This is a genomic window from uncultured Chitinibacter sp. (genome assembly GCF_945957625.1).
GTDB classification, from domain to species: domain Bacteria; phylum Pseudomonadota; class Gammaproteobacteria; order Burkholderiales; family Chitinibacteraceae; genus Chitinibacter; species Chitinibacter tainanensis.
In genome coordinates, this window is sequence record NZ_CAMFLP010000006.1 from 53,501 (window position 1) to 77,676 (window position 24,176).

At 55.5% G+C, this 24,176-nt stretch carries 27 protein-coding genes and 1 tRNA gene; 7 read left to right on the forward strand and 21 right to left on the reverse strand.

From position 1 onward, the window contains the following. Positions 1 to 8: 8 nt before the first annotated feature. Positions 9 to 437, reverse strand: coding sequence for a 50S ribosomal protein L13 (gene rplM / locus QV747_RS08870; protein ID WP_028449187.1), 429 nt, complete (start codon positions 435 to 437; stop codon positions 9 to 11). Positions 438 to 803: 366 nt separating this feature from the next. Here rplM and QV747_RS08875 point away from each other — a divergent pair, with 366 nt between their 5' ends. Beyond that, positions 804 to 1,223 carry an OsmC family protein gene (locus QV747_RS08875; protein ID WP_028449186.1) on the forward strand — a complete coding sequence of 140 codons (420 nt, stop codon included), beginning with the start codon at positions 804 to 806 and terminating at the stop codon, positions 1,221 to 1,223. Positions 1,224 to 1,461: 238 nt separating this feature from the next. Here QV747_RS08875 and QV747_RS08880 read toward each other — a convergent pair whose 3' ends face one another. Together QV747_RS08880 and coq7 are read right to left on the reverse strand one after the other, a co-directional pair. Beyond that, positions 1,462 to 2,262, reverse strand: a complete 801-nt coding sequence (locus QV747_RS08880) for a formate/nitrite transporter family protein (protein ID WP_028449185.1) — start codon at positions 2,260 to 2,262, stop codon at positions 1,462 to 1,464. Between the two features lie 141 nt (positions 2,263 to 2,403). Beyond that, positions 2,404 to 3,039 (reverse strand): 2-polyprenyl-3-methyl-6-methoxy-1,4-benzoquinone monooxygenase, encoded by a 636-nt coding sequence (coq7, locus tag QV747_RS08885; RefSeq protein WP_028449184.1) that lies wholly within the window; start codon positions 3,037 to 3,039, stop codon positions 2,404 to 2,406. Positions 3,040 to 3,135: 96 nt separating this feature from the next. Between coq7 and QV747_RS08890 the strand changes: the two genes are divergently transcribed. From QV747_RS08890 to QV747_RS08905, 4 genes are all read left to right on the forward strand, one after another. Next, positions 3,136 to 3,732 carry a peptidylprolyl isomerase gene (locus QV747_RS08890; RefSeq protein WP_273430946.1) on the forward strand — a complete coding sequence of 199 codons (597 nt, stop codon included), beginning with the start codon at positions 3,136 to 3,138 and terminating at the stop codon, positions 3,730 to 3,732. Positions 3,733 to 3,787: 55 nt separating this feature from the next. Continuing rightward, a complete protein-coding gene (locus QV747_RS08895; protein ID WP_028449182.1) occupies positions 3,788 to 4,291 on the forward strand; it encodes a peptidylprolyl isomerase in 504 nt (167 codons plus the stop codon). Positions 4,292 to 4,549: 258 nt separating this feature from the next. Then, on the forward strand, positions 4,550 to 5,293 hold the full coding sequence (locus QV747_RS08900; protein WP_273430949.1) for a UDP-2,3-diacylglucosamine diphosphatase: 744 nt from the start codon (positions 4,550 to 4,552) through the stop codon (positions 5,291 to 5,293). A gap of 137 nt (positions 5,294 to 5,430) precedes the next feature. Next, positions 5,431 to 6,846 (forward strand): carboxylesterase, encoded by a 1,416-nt coding sequence (locus QV747_RS08905; RefSeq protein ID WP_273430952.1) that lies wholly within the window; start codon positions 5,431 to 5,433, stop codon positions 6,844 to 6,846. Here the strand turns inward: QV747_RS08905 and QV747_RS08910 are convergent. Further along, entirely contained in the window at positions 6,843 to 7,640 is a 798-nt protein-coding gene (locus tag QV747_RS08910; protein WP_273430954.1) for a hypothetical protein, read from the reverse strand. The genes QV747_RS08905 and QV747_RS08910 overlap by 4 nt on opposite strands. A 174-nt stretch (positions 7,641 to 7,814) precedes the next feature. Here QV747_RS08910 and QV747_RS08915 point away from each other — a divergent pair, with 174 nt between their 5' ends. After that, a complete protein-coding gene (locus tag QV747_RS08915) occupies positions 7,815 to 9,974 on the forward strand; it encodes a S8 family serine peptidase (protein ID WP_273430957.1) in 2,160 nt (719 codons plus the stop codon). A gap of 194 nt (positions 9,975 to 10,168) precedes the next feature. Continuing rightward, entirely contained in the window at positions 10,169 to 10,759 is a 591-nt protein-coding gene (locus QV747_RS08920; protein ID WP_273430959.1) for a PEP-CTERM sorting domain-containing protein, read from the forward strand. A 58-nt stretch (positions 10,760 to 10,817) separates the two neighbouring features. Here the strand turns inward: QV747_RS08920 and ispF are convergent, their stop codons facing one another. From ispF to nuoN, 17 genes are all read right to left on the reverse strand, one after another. Beyond that, positions 10,818 to 11,309 (reverse strand): 2-C-methyl-D-erythritol 2,4-cyclodiphosphate synthase, encoded by a 492-nt coding sequence (gene ispF / locus QV747_RS08925; RefSeq protein ID WP_273430961.1) that lies wholly within the window; start codon positions 11,307 to 11,309, stop codon positions 10,818 to 10,820. Between the two features lies 1 nt (position 11,310). Continuing rightward, positions 11,311 to 11,721, reverse strand: coding sequence for a hypothetical protein (locus tag QV747_RS08930; RefSeq protein WP_273430963.1), 411 nt, complete (start codon positions 11,719 to 11,721; stop codon positions 11,311 to 11,313). Continuing rightward, complete coding sequence (locus QV747_RS08935) at positions 11,685 to 12,167, reverse strand: hypothetical protein (RefSeq protein ID WP_273430965.1); 483 nt, start codon at positions 12,165 to 12,167, stop codon at positions 11,685 to 11,687. The genes QV747_RS08930 and QV747_RS08935 overlap by 37 nt, the downstream gene beginning before the upstream one ends. Then, positions 12,167 to 12,868, reverse strand: a complete 702-nt coding sequence (gene ispD, locus QV747_RS08940) for a 2-C-methyl-D-erythritol 4-phosphate cytidylyltransferase (RefSeq protein ID WP_273430967.1) — start codon at positions 12,866 to 12,868, stop codon at positions 12,167 to 12,169. Before ispD ends, QV747_RS08935 begins: the two co-directional genes overlap by 1 nt. A 167-nt stretch (positions 12,869 to 13,035) precedes the next feature. After that, the gene (locus QV747_RS08945; protein WP_273430969.1) at positions 13,036 to 13,860 is read right to left on the reverse strand and encodes a type IV pilus biogenesis/stability protein PilW; all 825 of its coding nucleotides are present in this window, start codon (positions 13,858 to 13,860) and stop codon (positions 13,036 to 13,038) included. Positions 13,861 to 13,872: 12 nt separating this feature from the next. Continuing rightward, positions 13,873 to 14,616, reverse strand: a complete 744-nt coding sequence (gene dnaQ / locus QV747_RS08950; protein WP_273430971.1) for a DNA polymerase III subunit epsilon — start codon at positions 14,614 to 14,616, stop codon at positions 13,873 to 13,875. A gap of 106 nt (positions 14,617 to 14,722) precedes the next feature. Further along, positions 14,723 to 15,091 carry a MerR family transcriptional regulator gene (locus QV747_RS08955; protein WP_051258748.1) on the reverse strand — a complete coding sequence of 123 codons (369 nt, stop codon included), beginning with the start codon at positions 15,089 to 15,091 and terminating at the stop codon, positions 14,723 to 14,725. Next, on the reverse strand, positions 15,057 to 15,395 hold the full coding sequence (locus tag QV747_RS08960; protein WP_034618993.1) for an integration host factor subunit alpha: 339 nt from the start codon (positions 15,393 to 15,395) through the stop codon (positions 15,057 to 15,059). The genes QV747_RS08955 and QV747_RS08960 overlap by 35 nt, the downstream gene beginning before the upstream one ends. Then, complete coding sequence (gene pheT, locus QV747_RS08965; protein ID WP_273430974.1) at positions 15,395 to 17,749, reverse strand: phenylalanine--tRNA ligase subunit beta; 2,355 nt, start codon at positions 17,747 to 17,749, stop codon at positions 15,395 to 15,397. The genes QV747_RS08960 and pheT overlap by 1 nt, the downstream gene beginning before the upstream one ends. Positions 17,750 to 17,759: 10 nt before the next feature. Continuing rightward, positions 17,760 to 18,755, reverse strand: coding sequence for a phenylalanine--tRNA ligase subunit alpha (gene pheS, locus QV747_RS08970; RefSeq protein WP_028449169.1), 996 nt, complete (start codon positions 18,753 to 18,755; stop codon positions 17,760 to 17,762). A gap of 169 nt (positions 18,756 to 18,924) precedes the next feature. Beyond that, complete coding sequence (gene rplT, locus QV747_RS08975) at positions 18,925 to 19,284, reverse strand: 50S ribosomal protein L20 (RefSeq protein WP_028449168.1); 360 nt, start codon at positions 19,282 to 19,284, stop codon at positions 18,925 to 18,927. A gap of 15 nt (positions 19,285 to 19,299) precedes the next feature. Beyond that, a complete protein-coding gene (gene rpmI / locus QV747_RS08980; protein ID WP_028449167.1) occupies positions 19,300 to 19,497 on the reverse strand; it encodes a 50S ribosomal protein L35 in 198 nt (65 codons plus the stop codon). Positions 19,498 to 19,633: 136 nt separating this feature from the next. Beyond that, positions 19,634 to 20,155, reverse strand: coding sequence for a translation initiation factor IF-3 (gene infC / locus QV747_RS08985; RefSeq protein WP_081986554.1), 522 nt, complete (start codon positions 20,153 to 20,155; stop codon positions 19,634 to 19,636). A 48-nt stretch (positions 20,156 to 20,203) separates the two neighbouring features. Further along, entirely contained in the window at positions 20,204 to 22,108 is a 1,905-nt protein-coding gene (thrS, locus tag QV747_RS08990; protein ID WP_273430976.1) for a threonine--tRNA ligase, read from the reverse strand. Positions 22,109 to 22,269: 161 nt separating this feature from the next. Then, positions 22,270 to 22,346: transfer RNA gene (locus QV747_RS08995), tRNA-Val, on the reverse strand. Positions 22,347 to 22,396: 50 nt separating this feature from the next. After that, on the reverse strand, positions 22,397 to 22,696 hold the full coding sequence (locus tag QV747_RS09000; protein ID WP_028449164.1) for a DUF2818 family protein: 300 nt from the start codon (positions 22,694 to 22,696) through the stop codon (positions 22,397 to 22,399). A gap of 10 nt (positions 22,697 to 22,706) precedes the next feature. Next, the gene (gene nuoN / locus QV747_RS09005) at positions 22,707 to 24,167 is read right to left on the reverse strand and encodes an NADH-quinone oxidoreductase subunit NuoN (RefSeq protein ID WP_273430979.1); all 1,461 of its coding nucleotides are present in this window, start codon (positions 24,165 to 24,167) and stop codon (positions 22,707 to 22,709) included. Positions 24,168 to 24,176 lie beyond the last annotated feature (9 nt).

Consider the following 24,176-nt stretch of genomic DNA (forward strand, 5'->3'; position numbering starts at 1 on the left):
GCAGTAGCTTACAGAGCAAGGGTCTTAGGCTCTTGGGCTGCGTGCGGATGCTCGCTGCCAGCATAAACCTTCATCTTCTTGATCATTGCATAGCCCAGCGGGCCTTTCGGCAGCATACCTTTAACAGCAAACTCCAGCGCACGGCCTGGGAATTTGTTTTGCATTTCGGTGAAGGTACGCTCATAGATACCGCCTGGGTGACCAGTGTGGCGGTAGTATTTCTTAGAGGTAAGTTTATCGCCAGTAACGCGGATCTTGTCTGCGTTAACCACAACGATGTAATCGCCTGTATCGACGTGCGGAGTGTATTCAGCTTTATGTTTGCCACGCAGGCGTTTGGCGATCTCGGCGGCGAGACGGCCCAGCACTAAGTCTGTGGCGTCCACAACGAACCACTCGCGCTTAACCTCGTGCGGCTTGGCAGAAAAGGTTTTCATGACTGCTAGTCCACGTTTTTGATTTCAATGAAAGTCGGCGATTGTAGCGAACGTCGCCACCCGCTGTCAAAACTATTTTGCAGGCCGGCGCATAATTAATACGGAGGTCATACAAAAAAAAACGCAACCCGGTTACCCCAGATTGCGCGAAGTCCACCAAAAATGGAGGATGGAGGAGACGACACCAAGCAGGCCTGATGTCACGGTCGATTATGTCTGACATTTCCACGTAAGGCAAGCAAATTTGGTGCAACGCGATAGACGGCTGCACCAAAAGTTGGCAAGCCGCAGCCCACAAGCCAAAGCGGGCATTTGCCGGTAGAATAATCTCCCTCTGCCGCCAATTCGACATGAAAGGAATGCACCGTGAAAGTACGCGTGAAATGGGTTGAAGAAGTCAGCTTTCTTGCACAATCGGAATCCGGCCATGCGGTTCTGATGGATGGCCCGCCCGAAGGCGGCGGCCGCAATCTGGGCCCACGCCCGATGGAAATGCTGCTAATGGGGATGACCGGCTGCTCAACCTACGATGTGATCCACATCCTGAAAAAAGGCCGGGCCGATGTGCGCGACTGCGTGGTGGAAGTGGATGCCGATCGCGCCAGCACCGATCCCAAAGTATTTACCAAGATTCATCTGCACTTTATCGTAACCGGCAAAGGGCTCAAACCCGAGCAAGTAGAGCGCGCAATCAAGCTCTCGGCCGAAAAATACTGCTCGGCCTCGATTATGCTAGGCCAAGTGGTGCCGATCACCCATGATTTTGAAGTGCGGGAAGCCGACTAAAGCGCCAGCACCAGCGAGCACTTCGGCGCACTAAAAGCACAAAGGCCGCAAACGCGGCCTTTGTTATTTCTATTCGAGCTCTTTTTGCATTAGTCCCGGCGATGACTGTGCGCATGGCTATCCGGGCCTGCTCGCACCCGAGCAACTCACCCCCCAAGCGTCCACACCAAGAATACCCATACATGTATGGCGCCAGCAGACTTACCCATCAACGCCTACAGCGCCATACCCCTAGCAATTAATGCTGATCGCCGCTAGGCTGGTAAATCCATGCATAAGGCAGCCCGATCACCAGCGCGCCACCCACAATATTACCCAGCGTGGCCGGCAAGAGATTGTGCAGCAGAAAATCGCCAAAGCTGGCATCCAGCCCCATCAGCATCGCCGCCGGTATAAAGAACATATTGGCAATACTGTGCTCCATGCCCAGTGCAACAAAAGCCATCACCGGCAGCCAGATGGCCATCATCCGCCCCAGCGTATCTTTGGCCGAATAAGCCTGCCAAGCCGCCACACAGACCAGAATATTGGCCAGCATGCCTTTAAAAAAAGTGGTGATAAATGGGTTTTCCAGCTTGTGATGCGCGACATTCAGCAAGAAATTGGTGGCCGGCTCGCCCGGCTTGAAAATACCGGTCATATAGGCAAAGGCCCAAGCGGTGAGCAAGGCGCCGACAAAATTACCTAGATACGACACACTCCACACGCGAGCCACGGTGGCCAGATCAATGCGCGCGCGCTGCAGGGGCACCATCTGGGTGGCGCAATTGGAAGTAAATAGATCTACGCCGGTGAGCACGACGGCGATGAAGCCCATCGGAAACACGGCCCCGAACACAAATTTTTGCAAGCCTGGGTTGCTGGCCGCCAGCCCGGGCGAGCCCCCCGCCACCACCAGCGCCAAAAGGCCACCCAGCGAGATAAACATCCCGCCGATAATCGCCATTACCCACAGACGCGCTTGCGGCAGCGCCACTTTATCGAGCGCACTGTGCTCGACGTAATCCACAATCCCGCTTGGGGCCAGCATATTCGACATCGCGTTCACCTACCAGAAAAAACCATAGCTCGTTTATATCGCGTTCTACTGGCCCGCGGCTGCCAAAAATTCACCTGGCATGCCGCTTTTTGGCCGCTTTCTGATCTAGCGCAAATCCGCCGCCGGCACCGGCGGCCGCCTTTAAATGCGGTACGACAGGGTGGTCATTACTTTCGAGGTGGCGGTCATCAAGGTGGCCACCGGCAGTGGCAGCTCGGCAGCGCCCAGCGCGACGGCCTGCTCAGCATGGCTGGTCTCATCAATCGCCATCTGCGTCACAATCGCGCGGCTTTTAGCGTCTTGCTCGGGCAGCTGCGCTAAGTGGCTGCGCAAATGCGCAGTGACTTGCCGCTCGGTTTCGGCCAGAAAGCCTAAATTCCACTTATCGCCAATCACCCCGGCGGTGACGCCCATGGCAAACGAGCCGGCATACCACAAGGGATTGAGCAGGCTACGGTGGCTACCCAGCTCATCCAGCCGCTGGCGAGTCCAGGCTAGATGCTCGACTTCTTCATGCGCGGCTTCCCGCAGGGCTTCACGTGCCGTATCACTACGGGCGGTGAGCGCCTGGCCCTGATACAAGGCCTGCGCGCAAACTTCGCCACAATGATTCACCCGCATCAGGCCGGCGGCATGGCGCTTTTCCTCGGCGCTCAGCTCGGCCTCGGGCAAGCCCTGATCGGGATGCGGGCGCACACTGCTGGCAGGGGCCGCTAAAGTGCGCAAAACGGTATCGAATTCACCAATCAATTGGTCAACGGTAGGCAATTTCAACATCACACATGCTCCTTGTTCCCGACAATTCTACACCGCCCTCGTGGTATGATTGTTTGATTATTTCCCGCCCATTCACCCAGTTTTGCAGGATTTCTGATGAAACGTTTTGTGCTTGCCGCTACGCTGGCCCTCTGCAGCCTGACCGCTGCTGCCGCCAACCCTCAAGTTGAACTCAATACCAGCAAGGGCAAAATTGTGCTGGAACTGTACCCGGAAGCCGCACCGAAATCGGTGGCGAATTTTCTGCAATATGTAAAAAGCAAACACTACGACGGCACGATTTTTCACCGCGTGATTAATGGTTTTGTGGTGCAAGGCGGCGGCTATACCGCCGAGATGGAGCAAAAACCTACCAAGCAGCCAGTCGAAAACGAAGCCAAACAGGCGCTGGAAAAAGGCCTGAAAAATGATCGTGGCACCTTGGCCATGGCCCGCACCGCCAACCCGCATTCGGCTACCAGCCAGTTTTATATCAATCTGAACGACAACGATAATCTGAACTATCCTTCTTTTGACAAATGGGGCTACACCGTATTTGGCAAAGTGGTGAGCGGCATGGATGTCGTAGATCAGATTGCCAAAGCGCCGACCAAACCGGGAGATCAGCCGGTGGAAAACATCGTAGTGAGCAGCGCCCGCGAATTACCAGCCAAAGCCGAAAAAGCCACCAGCAAGGCGAGCAAAGCCAAATAAAACCAAAGCAACATCCAGCCGCATCGCGGTTCGACATCGACCAAGGAGTAATCTGATGAGCAAAGTAAAACTGACGACCAGCAAAGGTGACATCGTACTGGAGCTGAACGCAGAAAAAGCGCCAATCACCGTCGAAAACTTCCTGCATTACGTGACTGACGGCCACTACGATGGCACCATTTTTCATCGCGTGATCGAAGGTTTCATGATTCAAGGCGGCGGTTTTGAGCCAGGCATGAAAGAGAAAAAAGACAAACGCGCCAGCATTCAAAACGAAGCCGACAACGGCCTGAAAAACGAGATCTACACCATCGCCATGGCGCGCACTCCAGATCCGCATTCAGCCACTGCGCAATTCTTTATCAATGCCGCTGACAACGATTTTCTGAATTTCCGCAGCAAAACCGCCCAAGGCTGGGGCTATGCCGTGTTTGGCGTGGTGACCGAAGGCCAAGACATCGTGGATGCGATCGAAAAAGTGAAAACCGGCAGCAATGGCTTCCACCAAGATGTACCTAAAGAAGATGTGGTGATCCTGAAAGCCGAAGTGCTGGCTTAAGCTCACCTAGCCTGATCCAAGCGCGGTTCGCCGCGCTTCAGGCTGCGGACAAAGTGAAAGAACAATCGCCTTCACGTCTCGGCAAAGCCGAGCCGAGGAAATAAGGCCCTTAATCTGCAGCCTTGATGTTCTTTTCCCACCCCTCCCGTCCCCTCCTTGAGGGGAGCCTCGCTTCGCGAGTGAGGTTGGTTACGAGTGGGGCTTGTCATCAATCTGAAGCGATGCGCGGTTCGCCGCGCTTTTTCATTGCCCACCGCCATGACCCGCCCCACGCTGTTTATCTCCGATCTACACCTCAGCCCCGCCGACCCAGCCACCGTTGGGGCTTGGCAAACCTTTTTGCGCACCACCGCGACGCAGGCTGCAGCGCTGTATATCTTGGGCGATCTGTTTGAATACTGGCTGGGGGACGATCAGCTCAGCGATCCATTTGATGCGGCAATTGCCGCCGATTTGCGGGCTTTGGTTGCACACGGCGTGGCGGTGTATTTCATGCCCGGCAATCGCGATTTTCTGCCTGGGCCGCGCTTTGCCGCAGCCAGTGGCGCCCAGATATTGCCCGATCCGACCCTGATTGAGCTGGATGGCGAGCGTATTTTGCTTGCGCACGGCGACGCCTATTGTACTGACGATGTCGCCTACCAACGCTATCGCCGCTTGGCACGCAACCGGCTGGTGCAATGGCTGTGGCTGCATACGCCGCGGCGCTGGCGTGATCAGCAGGCGGCCAAACTACGTGCCCGCTCACAGCAGATGAATCGGGTGAAAAGCGCCGACATCATGGATGTCAACCCGGCCGCGATTACGGCCGCCCTACAGGCATACACCACCCGGGTAATGATCCACGGCCACACCCATAAGCCGGCCCGACACACATACCCCGCAGGCACTCGCTGGGTATTGCCCGACTGGCATGCCGGCGCAGGCGGCTATTTACGCTGGGAAGCGGGTCGCGCCAGCCTGCATAGCCTCACTGGCACGCCATGGCCGCTAGCGGATTAATCCCTGCGCACTCAGCGCGCACTCAATAAGCCAAGCCAACGCTGGCGCTGTGGCAGTTGCGCGCCGCGACTACGGCGCAGCTGTCGGCTAGCGCAAGGCTATCGTATGATGCGTTTTTTCTTTGCCTCGGCCCTGTCATGCTGCGTCGCGCCCTGTTTCTGCGTTTGACTTATCTCGCCCTCGGTATTTGCCTGCCTTTGCTAGGCGGGCTGGGCTGGTGGCTGTATCAGCTGCCGGATTTGCAGCCTTGGCATACGTATGTGCCAGAACACGAATATAAACAAGACTCTGCCATTGATACCCTGGCCGAGTATCAGCAACAAGAACACCAGCTACTAGCCGAAATCCGCCAGTATGCCGAGCTAGCACCGCAGCCGGGCGCCATTAGCCGCTATGTGCGCGGCAGCATCAGTAATCCGCTGGATTATCAGCACAACTGGAATCGCACCTTTATCTTACCCGGCCGCCCCGGCGGGCCGGCGGCCTTGCTGGTGCATGGTTTATCCGATTCACCGTTTAGCTTGCGCGCGCTGGGGCTGAGCCTGCAGGCGCGCGGGTATACCGTGGTGGGGCTGCGCCTGCCCGGGCATGGCACCGTACCCGGGGCGCTGACTCGCTTGCGCTGGCAAGATGCCGCCGCAGCAGTGCGCTTGGCCATGCGCGATCTGGCAAGGCGGCATAGCCGGATTGATTACATCGGCTATTCCACTGGCGCCACGCTGGGCTGCGAGTATCAGCTGGCGCGACTGGCTGGCGAAGCGCTGCCCCCCATCGCCAGCCTGACCTTAATCTCTCCCGCACTTGCGGTCACGCAAAGCGCGGGCTACGCCAAATATACCCGCCTGCTGGCCCCACTAAGTGGCATTGGCGCCGCTGCCTGGAGCGAGCTGGCGCCCGAATACGACCCCTACAAGTACAACTCGTTTCCATTTAACGCCGCCGTGCAGATTGATGAGCTCACCCGCCGGGTGCAAAGTGGGCTGGCGGGGCAAGATTTACAAGGCTGGCCCCCCACACAGGCGTATCTGACGAGCGTGGATGACACCGTGCTGGCGGCGCCCGTGGCCAGTATTTTGTTTGAACGGCTGCCCGCCGGGCCGCATCAGCTGTGGGTTTATGATCTCAACCGTTATCAGCCGTTTCAGCCCTTGCTGAATCTGCCCCGCGCGCAATGGGCGCTCAATTGGTTTGACCACCCCAGCGCCAAGCCCTACCTGCGCGTGTTAATCAGCAATCGCAGCGCCCCCACCGCGCAGCAGCTGTGGCGGGAAAGCCGGCAGGGTGCGGGGCCGGTGAGCCGCACACCGCTAAATGTCAGCTGGCCCGCGCAGCTGTATGCCCTCTCGCATGTGGCGCTGCCTTTTGCGCCGAATGATCCGGTGGTCGGGATACCCGATGCGGCGCAGCTGCAAAGTGGGCAATATCTGGTACAGCTGTTACAGGGTGAGCGCGGCGTACTCAAAGTGCATGGCAATCAGCTCTTGCGGCTGCGGCATAACCCGTTTTACGCCGTGCAGGAAGCCGCCGTGCTCGATTTTCTGGCCCGCCATTAATTCGCGCTGGCGACTTCGACCTTCAGCCAGATTACGTAGCTAGCCTGGGTTTCCTGCTGATCGACGCCATTAATCCGCCGCCGGTCGGAGCTGGCCTCCTGCCGGGTTTCCCCCACCGGCAGCCATTCGCCCAAACGCCCTTCCACCTCGCTATAGGCTTGCTGCTGTTGTACCACGCCATCGCGGCCGATGGTCGCGCTATATGGGTGCAAACGCACCCGCACCCGCTCGCCCAGCGTTTGCGCTTGCGCATAAAAGCCGTTATCTACGCTTTGCCATTGCCCGCCATAGCTTTGCACCTGATAGCCGGGGCGATAGCGAAAAGTCAGCTGCGGGATAAAGCGCTGCAGCCCCAGGCTAATCATCGCCTCACCGCCCTCGAGCACACTGAGGGTTTGCGCCAGATTGCGCTGCTGGCGGTTTTGTTCGGCATTGGCATTCACGCTCAGCTCGCTCTCGCCCGGCCAGCGCAAGACGCCATCCACCCCCACCTGCCATTGCCGGGTGGCGCTCAGCTCGCTCTGGCGCACGCTGATGCGCAGCATTTTGCTGCGCTGATCAAGTGCCTGCAGCAATTGCCGCGCCTGCGTTAGCGTGGCTTCATCCGGCGCGCTGATAATCAGCTGGCCATTAAACGCCCGCACGGTGGCCTGTGGCAGCACGGCTTGCAACTGCGGCGCCAGATCGGTGGCCAACTGATGACGTGGCGGGTAGGTCAGCAGGCTTTGCGCCTGCGCCAACAACATACCCAGCACAAGTATTGCCGCTAAGGCTATTTTTAATAATACATTCATCGATATACCCCAATTTAATACAAACCTGTCTCGCATTAGCACAGGCTAAAACTACCTGCTGCTGAACCTGTAAGAAAGAAAGACCGGCTGTCAGGAAGCATTTGCCATTGGCATAATGCAGGCATAGATTAGCAATCGCTAATATTGAAAACGCACTGCACAGGAGTCGATCCCATGCCCGTTCTGCGCCGCCCTCTATTGCTCCTCATCCTCTGCACCGGCTTTGCCCACGCCGAAGAAAATCTGCCCGAACTGGATGTGCAGATTCAGGATATCTCAAGCAACAAAACCCTGCCCAGCGAACTGCGCAACAGTTACAACTGGTGGCAATCCAAAATTAAGCTCAACGCCGCCTATCTGATGGGCGCGCGCGGGGCTGGCGTGAATGTGGCGGTCGTGGATACCGGCATCGATCTCAATCATGTGGAATTTCGTGGGCGGCTACTGGCCGGCTATAACGCCTTCGCCCCTACCCGCACCGCCATGGATGATCATGGCCATGGCACCCATGTGGCCGGCATTATTGGAGCGGCTGCCGACGGCAGCATGGTGGTAGGTGGCGCGCCCGATGTAAAACTGATCCCGATTAAAGTGCTCAATGCCGCCGGCTCGGGCAGCGAAGCCAGCTTTAATGCTGGGATGAATTTTGCGGCCAAATCATCGGCCAAAGTACTGAACCTTAGCCTAGGTGCACCAGGGCCTTTTGGCGCTAGCGGAATCCAACAAGTTGTGAACGCCGGTAAACTCGTGGTCGTCGCGGCTGGCAACAGCGGCCTCGCCAACCCCGAGTGGCCGGCCCGCTACGCCAAAGAAGCCTGGGCCAAAGGGCAAATGATTGTGGTTGGCGCGGTCGATAGCAATAATAAAATCGCCAGTTTTTCCAATCGCGCGGGCGACACCCGTTACTTTTATGTCGTGGCGCCGGGGGTGAATATCGCCTCCACCTACACAGCCAACCGCTATGCCTATATGTCGGGCACGTCGATGGCTGCCCCGGTGGTGACTGGCTTGGCGGCCGATATCTATAGCCGCTGGATGTATCTGAGCGCCAACCAAGTCGCAAGCATTATCTTCAAAACCGCCGATAAACTCGGCACCTCAGCCGCCGGCACTCCCGATGTGGTATATGGATGGGGCTTGGTGAACGCAGAGCGCGCTTTGCAACCTGTTGGCGCACCGAAAGTCGCCGTGTACAACGCCGGCTATTATGCATTGGCTCCGCTGGCCCTGAGTACCAATAAACTGGTGCAAAGCAAAGCCTTTGGTGGCGTAGCGCTCACCGCCACCGACGATTTTGGTCGCGCCTACAGCTACGATATGGGCAGCCTCACCAGCCAGCGCAACAGCGGCGGCTTAAACGAGATGTTTAGTCAGATGGATCGCCAGCTCGGCATGCTGGAACAGCGCACGCCCAATACCCGGCTGCAATACAGCCTGACCGAGCGCGAAGGAAATACCGTGGTGGGTAGCTACAACCTGATTCACAAGCTGGATGACCGCACCACCATCGCTACCGGTAACCAAGGCATGATCGAGCATTTCATGGGCATCGGCGCCGAGCTGGGCGAGCTGCCGCTCACCACCCGCTTTAGCAACCCCTACTTTAATCTGAATGAACAAGCGCTGAGCTATATGGGCTTGGGTTACCAATTCAATGCTAATCAGCAAATCCGCTTTGCTTTGCTCAATAGCACCGATCTGGCCGCCGACCCGAATCAGCCACTGCGCAATCAGCTGCAACAAAACGGCTGGGCCGCCGAATTTAGCCAGAAACTCGGCGCCGGTGAAATTAAACTCGGCGTGGGGCAATTGATCGAGCAAGGCAGCCTGCTTGGTGCCAGCGGCACACAAACAGGCGCGCTGGATTTTGATCGCAGCAGCACGCTCTACACCACCGTCACCGGCCTATTGCCGCTGAGCGTGAAAAGCCAGCTGATGGCGCAATTTAATCTGGGTAACACCCGTAGCGCCGGCCAAGGGCTAGTCGGCGATAGCCAAACCACCACGGCCGGCTGGAGCCTGGGCTGGTATCAGCAAGCGCTGCTGCACGAGCACGATGCGCTGGGCTTTGCCGTTAGCCAGCCGCTACGCGTGCTGTCAGGGCAAATGAATCTGCAACTACCGATTGTGGACATGGAAACCGGCGCGATCAGCCATCAACGCTATGCGGTCGATCTGCAATCGCCCGCCACCGAAACGGATCTGGAACTCGGCTACAGCCGCAAAATGGATAAATACACCCGCGTGCGCTTTAACGCTGTGTATCGCCACAATGCCGACAATCAGGATGGCGACCGTACCGAAGTGGGCCTTCGTCTGAACCACCGCTTTTAAGCCAGAAGGAAGCGCGCATTCCCCATAACAACAAGATCAACACCCACTTGCGCCCGAGCTTGCCTCGGGCGTTTGTTTTGGGTGTCATGGTCGAACTATGACCACAGTTACACCCACCCCAAAAAAGTCTTGCTCAAAATGTAATATTTGTCATATGCTCTGCGCATTTCTGTCATCGAATTCGAGATTTGCATATGATCAAACCACTGTTGAGCGCTATCGCAGCCACCTTGCTAATCAGTAGCCCAGCTCAAGCCACCGTTGTAGAACAATGGGCCACACAAGTAGTTGGCTTCAGCTCGCAGTACGGCACCAATAACTGGTCGGCTGCCCAGGCACTAGGTGCGCCCAATACCAATAGCTATGGCGATATCGGCACGGCTTGGGCAACCCTTAACAAAAACAACGGCATGGAGTTTATTACCCTTGCCTTTGCAAATCCCGTGCACTCTGTCGGCGCCCTGATCAGGGAGACCTATGGTAACGGTTTCGTAACGCAAATTGACGCCCTAGATGCCCAGGGCAAATTGCATACCGTTTGGCAGGGTATCGACACTAGTCAACCCGGTCAGGTAGTCGATTTTCGTACCAGCTGGCAAGCAACCAGCTTTCTGACCCATGCACTGAAAATTCATGTCAATACCAACCACAATCTGAATGCCTGGGAAGAAATTGACGCAGTGCAATTACAAGGCGTAGCTCCGGTGCCAGAACCTGAAACTTATGCACTGATGGGGCTTGGCCTACTTAGCTTAGCGATGGCACGACGCAAGCAACGCGGTTAAATCCCCGCACGCAAAGCCCGGCATAACCGGGCTTTTTATTTGCCCCAAAGTCTGTGGCTTAGGGCACTATGGGCAATAGTAAGGCCACCGCCTGAGCCTCAACCGCCTCGCCCTGCCCGACTGGGCCCAGCTTTTCGTAGGTTTTGGCTTTTACATTTACGCAAGCGGCCTCGACCCCCAAATCAGCGGCAATATTCGCCACCATGGCCGGGATATGCGGCGCCATTTTCGGCTGCTGAATCAGGATAGAGGCATCCACATTTCCCACTTGCCAGCCGGCCTCGTGCACCCGGCGCACTGCCTCGCGCAGCAAGACGCGGCTATCTGCGCCTTTGAACTCCAGCGCGGTATCAGGAAAATGCCGGCCAATATCGCCCAAGCCCGCGCCCCCCAGCACCGCATCGGTAATCGCGTGCAATAACGCATCGGCATCCGAATGGCCAAGCAGGCCTTTTTCATAGGGTATATGCACACCACCCAGTATTAACGGGCGCTCCAGCACCATACGGTGCACATCCCAGCCTTGGCCGATACGGAAGGGTAAAGTCATTTTAAATATCCTTATTTTGAATTTGCCCGGATGAGTCTGCACAAGCAATAGACTGCTGACGGTGCCGGTTTAACCATAACCACAGCAAAATAAACATCACCAAATCAGAGAATGAGCGCCAGTAATACTGGGTTCCACGTGTATATTGCACCCCCGCTTCAATCAGCAAGAAGCAAATCTGCAATCCCAGTAAAGCAGTCAACACCGAAAACAACGTCTTGATACTGGGCTTTCCGATGACCTGCCAAGCCACAAACACGATCACACCTAAATACAGCAGCCAAATCAGGCCAAGCGGATAAAACGGAAACAAAGGCTCGTGAGGGATGAAAGACTTGCTTAGCAATGCCAGATTCATCCCAAGAAAATAGCCATTCAAGGGGGTAGCACCCACTTTCCAGTTTGTTGCCATCGCTGTAATTGCTCCGTTAGTATTTTTGCCTCCGTGCAGCGAATATCGCCGCTAGCGAAACGTGCTTCGGCAGTGTAGATCGCAATCCCACAGCTGTGCTTATGTGGAAAAGCCAAGCGAATCTCACTTACTTCATCGCGGCGGAGGCTGCGATCCGTCACATATGGCAGCCTCAACTTTAATTGCTGCGTATCGATTTGCCATTCGCAAAACGTATGCCGGTGCATCAACCAAGCAGAGCCCAAACCCAATAGCAGCGCAAACACACCCATTTTTAGCCATGCAGCCAATCGAAATCGCACTACAGTCTGAGTGCCGTCGTGATCTTTGCCGCATAAATAAGCAAGCAAAAGCGCCAACATCATGCCGAATGTACCGATATAGATCACAGTAAAAGTGAAATCGGGTGATAGTGAATCGCTGGCACACACGGCTTGCCAGCCCATCATTTTTCCCGCAGCAACAACAATTCAGCCAAATGTAAATCCTGCGGATAAGTCACTTTCAAATTCCACGGGCTGCCCATAATCAGCTTGGGTGATTTACCAAGGCGCTCGAGGGCGCTGGCTTCGTCGGTGATCTCCGCCACGTGATTGGGCAAAGCGTCTTGCAGCGCGGCCAGTAATTCACCGTGCCGGAACATCTGTGGGGTTTGCGCTTGCCACAGGCCATCGCGTGGTGTGGTACGTGCAATGCGCTGCTCGGCTGCGGCGATCTTCAGGGTATCGGCCACTGGTACAGCCAGGATGCCGCCTACCGGATCATACTCTAGCTGGGTAATCATGCCATCCACCTGCGCGCTGGTTAGACAAGGCCGCGCAGCATCGTGCACCAGCACCCAGCTCTCATCAGCAGCATCGATTGCTGCTAAGCCATTCATCACCGATTCAGCGCGGCTCGCGCCACCAACGCGCAACACCTGCAGGCGCTCAAAGCTGCCGAGCAAAGCCGCCCAATCATAGCTATCCCACCACTCATCCTCAGCGGAAATCACCACCACCACCTGATCAATCTGCGCCGCACAAAGCAAGGCACGCAACGTGTGTGCGATCAACGGCTGGCCGAGTAGGTCGAGGTATTGTTTCGGCGTGGCACTGGCCATGCGGCTGCCGCTACCGGCGGCGGGCACCAGGGCAATCTTTTTCATCGTGGATGGCAACACATTTGTCAATTGAGCCCGCCTAGGCGAGCGAGTAGGCTAAAGCAAAGCTCCCTAACACCGAAGACCCGCAGTCAATCTAGGCATGCGGCTGTGGCGGAGCTTGAATAGGCCAAATTTGGCAAACACCAAATCCGGCCTGCGTAGCCTCGGTTTTACTCTTCCGGATACGCCACATACACATCGCGAATAATCACATCGCTTCGCGCGGTGAGCCATGCTGCGATCAGATCGGCCACAGGCTGATCTTCATCGGCGGCGACGCCGTATTGGCGCACCACCAGCCATTTCGGGGCTTCGCTGGCGACATTGAAATCAAAATCGGCCACGGGCAACTGATGCTCAGCCGCGAGCTTAAAGAGGGTATCTTGTGCAGCTTCATCAGGCACTTCGGCTTCCAGCACATACGTGGCAGGGGTACCTGCTTGCCAACGTTCAAGCACTTCATACACCGGATAGCTAATGCCGTTTTTCTCTCGCGCACCGCGCGGTACGGCATCGAGCAACAGGATATCGCCATGACCGATGCCCAGATCGGGCAGCGGAATACCGGTAACCAGCGCACGGGCAGGGTCGAGGCGATGGCCGAAGATGACTTCTTGCTGTTTATCCAGCCGGATACGAATGGCGATTTCCGCACCGGGCTGCGCTTGCGCCAGTTGTTCGGCCGTGGCGGGCTCGCCAAAGGCGGTCCAGGCGGCGGCGGCAGTGGCCCAATCGCGGTTGGCGGTGGCGGCGAGGCCGAGATTCCAGGCGGCGGCTTCGTCGCTGGGGTTCAGCGCCAGCGCACGGGCGTTGTGCTGCTGGGCTTTGGCCCAATTACTGGGCTCCATGTTTTTATACAGCAGGGCCAGTTCATAGTGCGAGCCAGCGTCCTGCTCGTCGATGGCCAGCGCCGCCAGAAAATGCTGCTCGGCTTGGGCCAGATCGTCGTCTTCCCACGCTTGCTGCGCGGCGGCTTTGAGTTCGGTGGTATTCATGCAAACGCTCATTTAGGCCGCCTCACCTGCGTCGCTCGCAGGCGGCAGCGGATCATAGGTACGCCACAGGCAATCACCTTTGACGATTTTATCGAGTTCAGCCAAATAGGCCTGATGGGCGGCCAGATCTTCGGCGCTAACGCTGGCCAATTTGAGTGGCGCGCGGGCGCTGCGGCGGGCAGCGTTGCTGGCGGCTTCTTCCACACTGGGGGCAAAGTCGATCAGCAGGCTATCTTGCCCGCGGGTCATCGCCATATACACTTCGGCCAAGAGCTCGCAGTCGATCAGCGCGCCGTGCAAAGTCCGCCCCGAGCGATCGACTTCGTAGCGATCACAAAGGGCATCAAGGCTATTACGCTTACCAGGCCACAAGTCTTTGGCCATGGCCAGCGTGTCGGTAATCTTGGCGACGTAATCTTGAATCTTGCCGCGCCCCAAGCGGCCCAGCTCCATATTCAGGTAGCCCACGTCAAACGGGGCGTTATGAATAATCAGCTCGGCATCGGTAACAAACGCCAGAAATTCATCGACGATTTGCTCGAATTTGGGCTTATCGCGCAAAAATTCGGTGCTTAAGCCGTGAACATTCAGCGCGCCCTCTTCTGAATCGCGTTCCGGGTTGATATAGCGATGCAAATGCCGCTCGGCGGGCGAGAGCTTGCGATCGATCATTTCAACCGCTGCGATTTCTAGAATCCGGTTGCCATCTTCCACCCGCAAACCGGTGGTTTCAGTATCGAGAAAAATCTGCCGCATGCTGTTCTCTGCGTGTAGGTTGCCGTTATTTTACCTGCTTACGCGGGTGGTTCGGCCAAGAAAAAGGCCAATGCCGCGGCATTGGCCTCTGAGCTAAGCTGGCCGTTTAATCTTCCAGCCAGGCCAGCAGGTCTTCGATTTCGTGGCGGATTTCAGTGAGTGAAATCTCGCCATTGCCCGCGTGGTCGGCCTCGCTGAGTAAAGTGCCCAGCTGATTCCGTGCCCCGCTGATGGTAAAGCCCTGCTCATACAGCAGCGAACGAATCCGCCGCACCAGCAAGACTTCATGATGCTGGTAATAGCGGCGGTTGCCGCGCCGTTTCACCGGCTTAAGCTGGGTAAACTCCTGCTCCCAGTAGCGCAGTACATGCGGCTTCACCCCGCACAAATCGCTGACTTCACCGATGGTGAAGTAGCGTTTGGCAGGAATCGGCGGCAAATCACTGGTTGGAATAACGCTGCTGGAGTTTTGCATAGTGAACTTCAACCATTCCTTTGAGTTTCTGGCTGGCGTGGAAGGTCACCACGCGACGGGCTGAAATCGGAATCTCTTCCCCGGTTTTTGGATTGCGACCCGGGCGCTGCGGTTTTTCACGCAGCTGGAAATTGCCAAAACCCGACAATTTCACCGAATCACCTTCCGCGAGGGCATTGCGGATTTCATCGAAAAAAGCCTCGACCATGTCTTTGGCTTCCCGTTTGTTCAAACCTACTTTGTCAAACAGCATATCGGCCAGATCGGCCTTGGTCAGCGTGAGGGTAGGGGCTTCGTATTGCATTATGTTCTCAAGATCGCGCCGCATTTCTCTGCCTTCTTCAGCAATGCTGTCATGGCAGCATCGACTTCTTCATCAGTTAAAGTTTTGTGAGTATCTTGCAATAAGACTTTGAATGCAAGGCTCTTTTTCCCTTCTGGCAAGCCTTTGCCGCGATAGACGTCAAAGACTTCCACTTCCGCCACGATGGCTTGCTTGGCGCTGGCAAAAGCCGCTTTCAGCTCCGCCACCGTTACGGCTTCATCCATCAGCAGGGCCAAATCACGGCGCACGGGCTGGAATTTAGACACTGCGCTGGCTTTTAATTTATCGACTTGTGTGAGCGCGGCCACATCCAGCTCAAACACCACCGGCGCATGCACCAGGCTGTATTGCTGCACCCACTGTGGATGCAATTCGCCCAACACCCCGATCACCTGCCCATTCAGCACCACTTCGGCACTGCGGCCTGGGTGCAGGGCGGGATGATTGGCGCGGCGGAATTCGGCCACCCGCGGCGCCAGCAGCGCTTCCACGTCGGCTTTTACGTCAAAGAAATCAACCCGCTCTTTGCCCGCGCCCCACTGCTCGGCAAAGCGCCCGCCCCATGCCAGGGCGGCGATTTTTTCCGGTTGAGTGTCGGCGGTCAGGCCATTAAACACGCGGGCCAGCTCAAACAGGCGTACGCGGTCTTGCTTGCGATTGATATTGTGTTGCAGGCCGGCAATCAGCCCCCCCAGCAGCGTTGAGCGCATCACGCTCATCTGGCTGGCGATGGGGTTAATCAACTTGATCGGCGCGGCATTGGCGGCAAAATCGGCTTCCCACTGCGCTTCAACAAAGGCGTAATTGATCGCTTCTTGGTAGCTACGGCCCGCCAGAATGTGCTTCAGGCTGTGCTTGCTGCGCAGATGCCCTGCTTGCGGCAACATCGCCATTTTGGCGTTGGAGGCTGCCACCGGAATGCGATCGTAACCGTAAACCCGTGCTACTTCTTCGATCAGGTCTTCTTCGATTTCGATATCAAAGCGATACGATGGTGGCGTTACGGTGATCACATCGCCCGCCAAGCTGCTACGCAGGCCCAGCCCCAGCAACAAATCTAAGATTTCCGCCGCTGGTAGCTGGACGCCCAGAACTTTGGCCACGCGGGATACGCGCAAGGCCACAGCTGGGCGCGCTGGCAATTCTGCCAAGGCCTCGGTAATCGGGCCGGCAGCGCCACCGCAAATATCAATAATCAAGGCCGTGGCGCGCTCCAGCGCTTCCCGCACATAGCCAAAATCCACGCCACGCTCAAAGCGATGGCTCGAATCCGACGAGAAACCAAAGCGACGGCCTTTACCGGCGATCACATTGGGCGCAAAGAAGGCCGACTCAAGGAAGATATCGGTACAACCGGCTTCGACGCTCGAGTCCGCACCACCCATAATCCCGGCCAAGGCCACGGGTTTTACCTCATCGGCGATCACCAAGAGATCGTCGGTGAGAGCCAATTCTTTGTCGTTCAGCAGCTTGATCTGCTCGCCCGCTTTGGCGAAGCGCACCTGAATGTCGCCTTCCAGCTTGGCCAGATCAAAGGCATGCATCGGCTGCCCAAGCTCGAGCAGCACATAGTTGGTGACGTCGACAATCGCAGAAATCGGACGCACACCGCAACGCTCGAGGCGCTGCTTCATCCAATCAGGGGTATGCGCCGCTTGATTAACGCCAGCAATGACTCGGCCAGCATACCGGGGGCAGGCATCACCCGCGTCGAGTTTCACTTGGCGCTGTAGCGTGCTCGTTACCGCCACCGCCGGCGTATCGACCGCGTGCAGAGGCGCTTTGGTTAGCGCCGCCACTTCGCGGGCCAGGCCGCGGATTGACAAGCAATCGCAACGATTAGGCGTGAGCTTGAGGGTCATCAGGCGATCATCCAGCGTCAGATAATCGCGCAAAGGAGTACCCACTGGCGCATCGGCCGGTAAAATCAGCAAGCCATCCACATCGGATGGCATACCCAGCTCATCGCCTGAGCACAACATGCCCGATGATTCGATGCCACGGACTTTGGCTTGCTTGATTTTAAAGTCACCAGGCAGCACTGCCCCCACCCGGGCGCACGGCACTTTGAGACCAGCAGCCACATTGGGCGCACCGCAGACAATCTGCAAGGGCTCGGCTTCGCCAACATTAACCGAACACACATTCAGTCGATCGGCATCAGGATGCTTAGTTACCGACAGCACTTCGGCGATGACCACCGAGGTAAATTCCGGTGCGGCAGGCTCGTTTTCTTCTACTTCCAGCCCGGCCATTGTCAGCAAGTGCGACAATTCATCCGAGTTGATAGCTGGGTTCACCCAGCTGCGTAACCACAGTTCAGAGAATTTCATTTTGCACGGCTCATTTGAATTGGGACAGGAATGACAGGTCGTTCTCGAAGAACAAGCGCAGATCATTCACGCCGTAATACAGCATCGCAAAGCGGTCCAGGCCAATCCCAAACGCGAAACCGGTGTATTTTTCCGGATCGATATTTACGTTTTTCAGCACGTTGGGGTGCACCATGCCGCAGCCGCCCACTTCCATCCAGCCTTTCGACCATTTCACGTCGATTTCGGCCGATGGCTCGGTAAACGGGAAGAAAGACGGACGGAAACGCACTTCGAGATCATCACGCTCAAAGAAGCGGCGCAGGAAGTCGACAATCACCGATTTCAGATCTGCAAACGACACATTTTCATCAACCCACAGGCCTTCCATTTGGTGGAACATCGGCGAGTGAGTGGCATCTGAATCAACGCGGAATACGCGACCTGGCGCCACGATTTTGATTGGTGGCTGGTTATCCAGCATGTAGCGCACCTGGATCGGCGAAGTATGGGTGCGCAACACGAGCGGCTCGCCAGCGTTTTCGACGTAGAACGTATCCTGCATCGCCCGCGCAGGGTGATTTTTCGGGATATTCAGCGCTTCAAAATTATGAAAATCGTTTTCGATTTCCGGGCCATCCGCCACGGCAAAGCCCATGCTGGCAAACAGCGTTTCAATCCGCTGCTGCACCAGCGTGACCGGATGCAGGCCACCTGTGGCGTGCCCCCGCCCGGGTTGAGTGATATCCAGCGCCTCGGCAGCGAGCTGCGCCGCCAGCTTTTGCGCGGCAATGGCATCACGCTTGGCTGTTAGAGCCGCTTCAAAAGCTTGCTTGGCTTGGTTTACTGTCGCACCGAAGGTTTTCTTCTCTTCGGGGGACAAGCTCGCCAGCTGCTTCATTAATTGGGAAATTTCGCCCTGTTTACCGATGTATTGGGCTTTGACATTTTCTAGCTCTACCGGGTCATTGGTCGCTGCGAGAGCGGCCAGACCGGCATCGAGTAACGTTTGCACGTTCGCAACCATGGTTTTGCGCCCGATCTTGGTGGTGAATGGAAATTGTTGAAGCAATACGGCTACAAAGGCAGCCGCGTTGCCACAGCAATCTGCAGGAAAAGCGCTATTGTAAGCGCAGGCTCTGGCACTGGGAATTAAAAAAGGGAGGCTAAGCCTCCCTTCTCATCAGCAGAACCGATTAGGCAGCGAGACTAGCTTTAGCTTTTTCAACAAAAGCAGCAAAAGCTGGTTTGTCGAATACAGCCAAGTCAGCCAACACTTTACGGTCAACCACGATGCCAGCCTTTTTCAGGCCGTTCATGAAGCGGCTGTACGCCAGACCGCACTCACGTGAAGCGGCGTTGATACGCGCGATCCACAGTTGACGGAATTGACGTTTTTTCTGACGACGGTCACGGTATGCGTATTGACCGGCTTTCATCACCGCCTGTTTGGCGACGCGATAGACGTTCTTACGACGACCACGGAAACCCTTAGCGAGGGCAAATACTTTTTTGTGACGAGCACGTGCGGTTACACCACGTTTAACGCGAGGCATGGTTCTTCTCCTTGGTTAAGCGTAAGGCAACATTGCACGAACGTGACCCATATTGGTCGCGTCGACCATAGAGGTACCGCGCAATTGACGCTTGGTTTTAGTGGTTTTCTTGGTCAAGATGTGGCGTTTGAACGCGTGACCGCGCTTAACACCACCGCTGCCAAGCACTTTGAAGCGCTTTTTTGCGCTGCTCTTGGTTTTCATCTTAGGCATTGCATTGCTCCGATGAGCTGTTAGATCAGGCGACAGGCGTCTGGTTACCCAGTGCTTAATACCTGCCACCACGCTTATGTTACGACTGTTGGTCGGGGCTTACGCCCTTTCCTTAACAGACACAGTCGTCAGTCCGTTATTTTTTCTTCGGTGCCAGCATCATCACCATTTGCCGGCCTTCCAGCTTGGGATGTTGCTCAACGGTCGCCAGTTCCAGCAAGTCGGCTTCAACACGTTTCAGCTGGGCCATACCGAGTTCTTGGTGAGCCATTTCACGACCGCGGAAACGCAGCGTGAATTTGCACTTATCACCATCGTTCAGGAAACGAATCGCGCTACGCAATTTAACTTGGTAGTCGTTTTCGTCAGTACCTGGACGCAGTTTGATCTCTTTGACCTGAACCTGTTTTTGCTTGAGCTTGGCAGCGTGCTTCTTCTTGGCCTCTTCGTAACGGTATTTGCCGTAATCCATCAATCGGCACACCGGTGGCTGCGCAGTTGGCGCGATCTCAACCAGATCTACGTCCGCTTCTTCAGCCATTTGAAGCGCTTGATTCAGCGTAACAATACCGAGTTGTTCGCCATCCACACCTTGTAAACGAATTTCGCGCGCGGTGATCTCACCATTGATCCGCGGGCCTTTGTCCTGAGCAGCTATTGTCTTTACTCCAAGTCATTCAAAAACAAAACCGTGCCTCGGCATGGCTTAGGCTTGTGGCAACTCGGCCTGAATCAGCGCGATTAACGCTTCCACGGTCATTTGCCCTAAGTCTTCGCCATTGCGTTTACGCACGGCCACCAACCCTGCATCGCGCTCTTTGTCACCAATGATTAGTTGGTAAGGAAGGCGTTGCAAGCTATGTTCGCGAATTTTATAGGTTATTTTCTCATTTCTCAAGTCAGCAATTGCCCGCAGGCCGCTTTGTGTAAGACGGGCGGTCACTTGTTGGGCATATTCACGCTGAGATTCAGAGATATTCATCACCACCAGCTGCACAGGCGCCAACCAAGTTGGGAATGCACCGGCATGATTTTCAATCAAAATACCAATAAAACGCTCGAGCGAGCCCAGTACCGCGCGATGCAGCATAATTGGCCGATGCTTGGCATTATCTTCACCGACGTATTCCGCACCCAAGCGCTCTGGCAAGTTCGGATCGATCTGCAAGGTGCCGCACTGCCACAGGCGGCCCAGACAGTCTTTAAGAGTGAACTCAATTTTCGGGCCGTAGAATGCGCCCTCACCCGGCAGATATTCGAACTCCAGGCCTTTGGATTGCAGCGCGGCTGCCAGTGCTGCCTCGGCTTTATCCCAAGCTTCTTCGGTACCTACTCGTTTTTCTGGGCGAGTCGATAGCTTGACTAGAATCTCATCGAAACCAAAGTCAGCATAAACTTCTTTCAAGAGATCGATGAATTTGGCGGCTTCAGCCTGCACCTGCTCTTCAGTACAGAAGATATGCGCATCATCTTGCACAAAACCACGCACCCGCATAATGCCATGCAGTGAGCCCGATGGCTCATTACGGTGGCAAGAGCCAAACTCTGCGTAACGCAACGGCAAATCGCGATACGAGCGCAAGCCTTGGTTAAACACTTGAATATGGCCCGGGCAATTCATCGGTTTCACGGCATAGTCGCGTTTTTCCGACTCGGTGGTAAACATGCCTTCGCGGTAGTTTTCCCAGTGGCCAGATTTTTCCCACAAAGTACGATCCATCACCATGGGGGTGCGGATTTCTTCATAGCCATGCTGCCCCAGCTTGCGGCGCATGTATTGCTCAATGGTTTGCCACAAAGTCCAGCCTTTCGGGTGCCAGAACACCATCCCGGGGGCTTCGTCTTGCATATGGAACAAATCTAGCTGTTTGCCAATTTTACGGTGATCGCGTTTTTCGGCTTCTTCCAGCATATGGAGGTATTGCTCCATATCTTCTTTTTTTGCCCAAGCCGTGCCGTACACACGGGTCAGCATTTCATTCTTGCTATCCCCGCGCCAGTAGGCGCCTGCTACTTTCATCAGCTTGAAGACTTTCAACTTGCCTGTCGAAGGAACGTGCGGACCGCGACATAGATCAGTAAATTCACCCTCGCGGTACAGGCTCAGCACCTGATCAGCCGGAATCGATTCAATGATCTCTGCCTTGTAATGCTCACCAATACCTTTGAAGTAAGCTACCGCCTCATCACGCGATAACTCATAGCGCTCAACGGGGATGTCTTTCTTGGCCAGCTCCTGCATTTTCTTTTCAATCGCTTGCAGGTCTTCGGGAGTAAATGGGCGCTCATACGAAAAATCGTAGTAAAAGCCATTCTCGATCACGGGGCCAATCGTAACTTGGGCGGTTGGAAACAGCTGTTTCACCGCATACGCCAACAAGTGGGCCGTGGAGTGGCGAATCACTTCCACGCCGTCGGCATCTTTATCCGTGACGATGGCCAGCTGTACATCTTGTTCGATCAGATAGCTGGTATCCACCAAGCGACCATCAACCTTACCAGCCAGCGCGGCACGTGCCAGCCCGGCACCAATACTGGCCGCCACTTCAGCAATAGTTACCGCAGATTCAAATTGGCGCTGCGAGCCATCTGGAAGAGTCACTACGGGCATGATTTCCGCCTTTACACGGTGAGCGGCCACAACGGCCAGAATTAAGCAAAAAAAAAGTGCGGACTAGCCGCACTTTCATTTAACAAGACTGCAAACGGCTAACCATTCTGAGTAGAAACGGTTGTTGTTGTCGTTCGTTGCATGTCTTGTCCTCAAAATTTTGGTAGGCACGATTGGACTCGAACCAACGACCCCCACCATGTCAAGGTGGTGCTCTAACCAGCTGAGCTACGTGCCTAAAGAAGCGCAATCATAAACGGCGCATAGTTTTTTGGCAAGTCGGGCAGCTTACAATCCAGGCCGACGCCAGAAATACCGCCACACAAAGCCCGGCCAAGCCAACACGACAAACAGGGCCAGCACCACCGCATAAAATTGCCAGTTTTGTGTGTGTACGATGGCCTGTTGACCTTCAACCAGCCGAGCCACTAGCCCTACGAGTACAAAGCCAACCGCCATCTCCAGCAGGCGCCAAGCAAACGCTTTCTGCTCATCTTGCGGTTGACGCACCCAGAATATTTTTTCACTTAGAAAAGGCAAATTGGCGGCCAAAGCCGCCAATGTACCGATCAACAACAGATTTTGCATCTTGATCCGGTTAGTAAGCTGCTACCACAATCGAGCGCTGTACCGCATCAATCAACACACTCATCAGCTGGTTTGGCATCAAGCCCAATACCAGCAACAGTGCGCAATTAACTGACAGCACGACTTTGGCATCCAGTGAAGCCTGCAAAGGCTCATGGCTTTCTGCGTCATCAAAGTACATCACTTTCACGATCCGCAGGTAGTAGAACGCACCAATCAGCGAGAAGATCACCGCGAACACTGCCAGCCAAACCAGATGCATATTAACCAGCTCTTTCAGCACTGACAGCTTGGCAAAGAAACCGAGGAACACCGGAATACCTGCCATTGAGAACATCACAAACAACATCATCAGTGCAAACCAAGGGCTGCGTTGGTTCAGACCTTTCAGATCGTTGATTTGTTCCGCTTCAAAACCCGCGCGGGACAGCAGCATCAGAATACCAAAGCCGGCTGCGCCCATCAGCACGTAGCTCACTACGTAGAAGAATGAAGCAGCATAGCCATTGACATTCGCGACCAGCAAACCCAGCAATACAAAACCCATATGCGAAATGGTTGAATAACCCAGCATACGTTTGATATTGCTTTGCGCAATTGCAGTCAGGTTACCCAGGGCAATCGACAGTACCGCCAGAATCATCAACATACCGCGCCAATCTGGGGCAAAGCCTTCCAGACCTTGGGCCAGCACACGCAGTGCCAGCACTAACACCGCCACTTTTGGCGCAGTTGAAATGAGCTGTGTCATTGGGGTTGGCGCGCCTTGGTAAACATCAGGCACCCACATATGGAATGGCACCGCACCAAACTTAAAGCCCAAGCCGGTCACCACAAATACCAGACCAAACACCACCAGCAATTGATTGGCAGCGCCAGACTGAATGGCCGCAGCAACTTTAAATACATCCAGTGAACCAGTCGCGCCATACAGCATCGACATGCCGTACAACAGCATCCCTGAAGCCAGTGCACCCAGCACGAAGTATTTCATCGCCGCTTCAGTTGAAGCGACTGAATCACGGTTCAGGGCTACCATGGCGTAGATCGACAGTGACATCAGCTCCAGACCCACATACAGAGTCAGGAAGTTCACCGCGGAGGCCATCACCATCATCCCGAGCAGGGAGAACATCGACAGCGTGAATAGCTCCCCCCGGTATAGCCCGCGAGCCTTTGCATATGAACGGCCGTAGACCAATACCAGCGCCACGCCCACAATCATAGTCAGCTTGGCATAGCTGGATAGCGGATCCACCAAGAAGCTTTCGCTATAACCATACTCAGCCGGCGCCGAAACGCCTGAGGCAACCAGTACACCGGTCACCAGTAAAGTGAGTAAGGTGAGCACGTAAGTCACACCACGCTTGGCATCGCTAATAAAAAGATCAAGTAAAAGGATGGCGCAGACTGCACACAGGAGAAAGATCTCCGGCGTGGCCACCCAAGGATTAAGACTGGTCCAATTCATGGTTCTAGC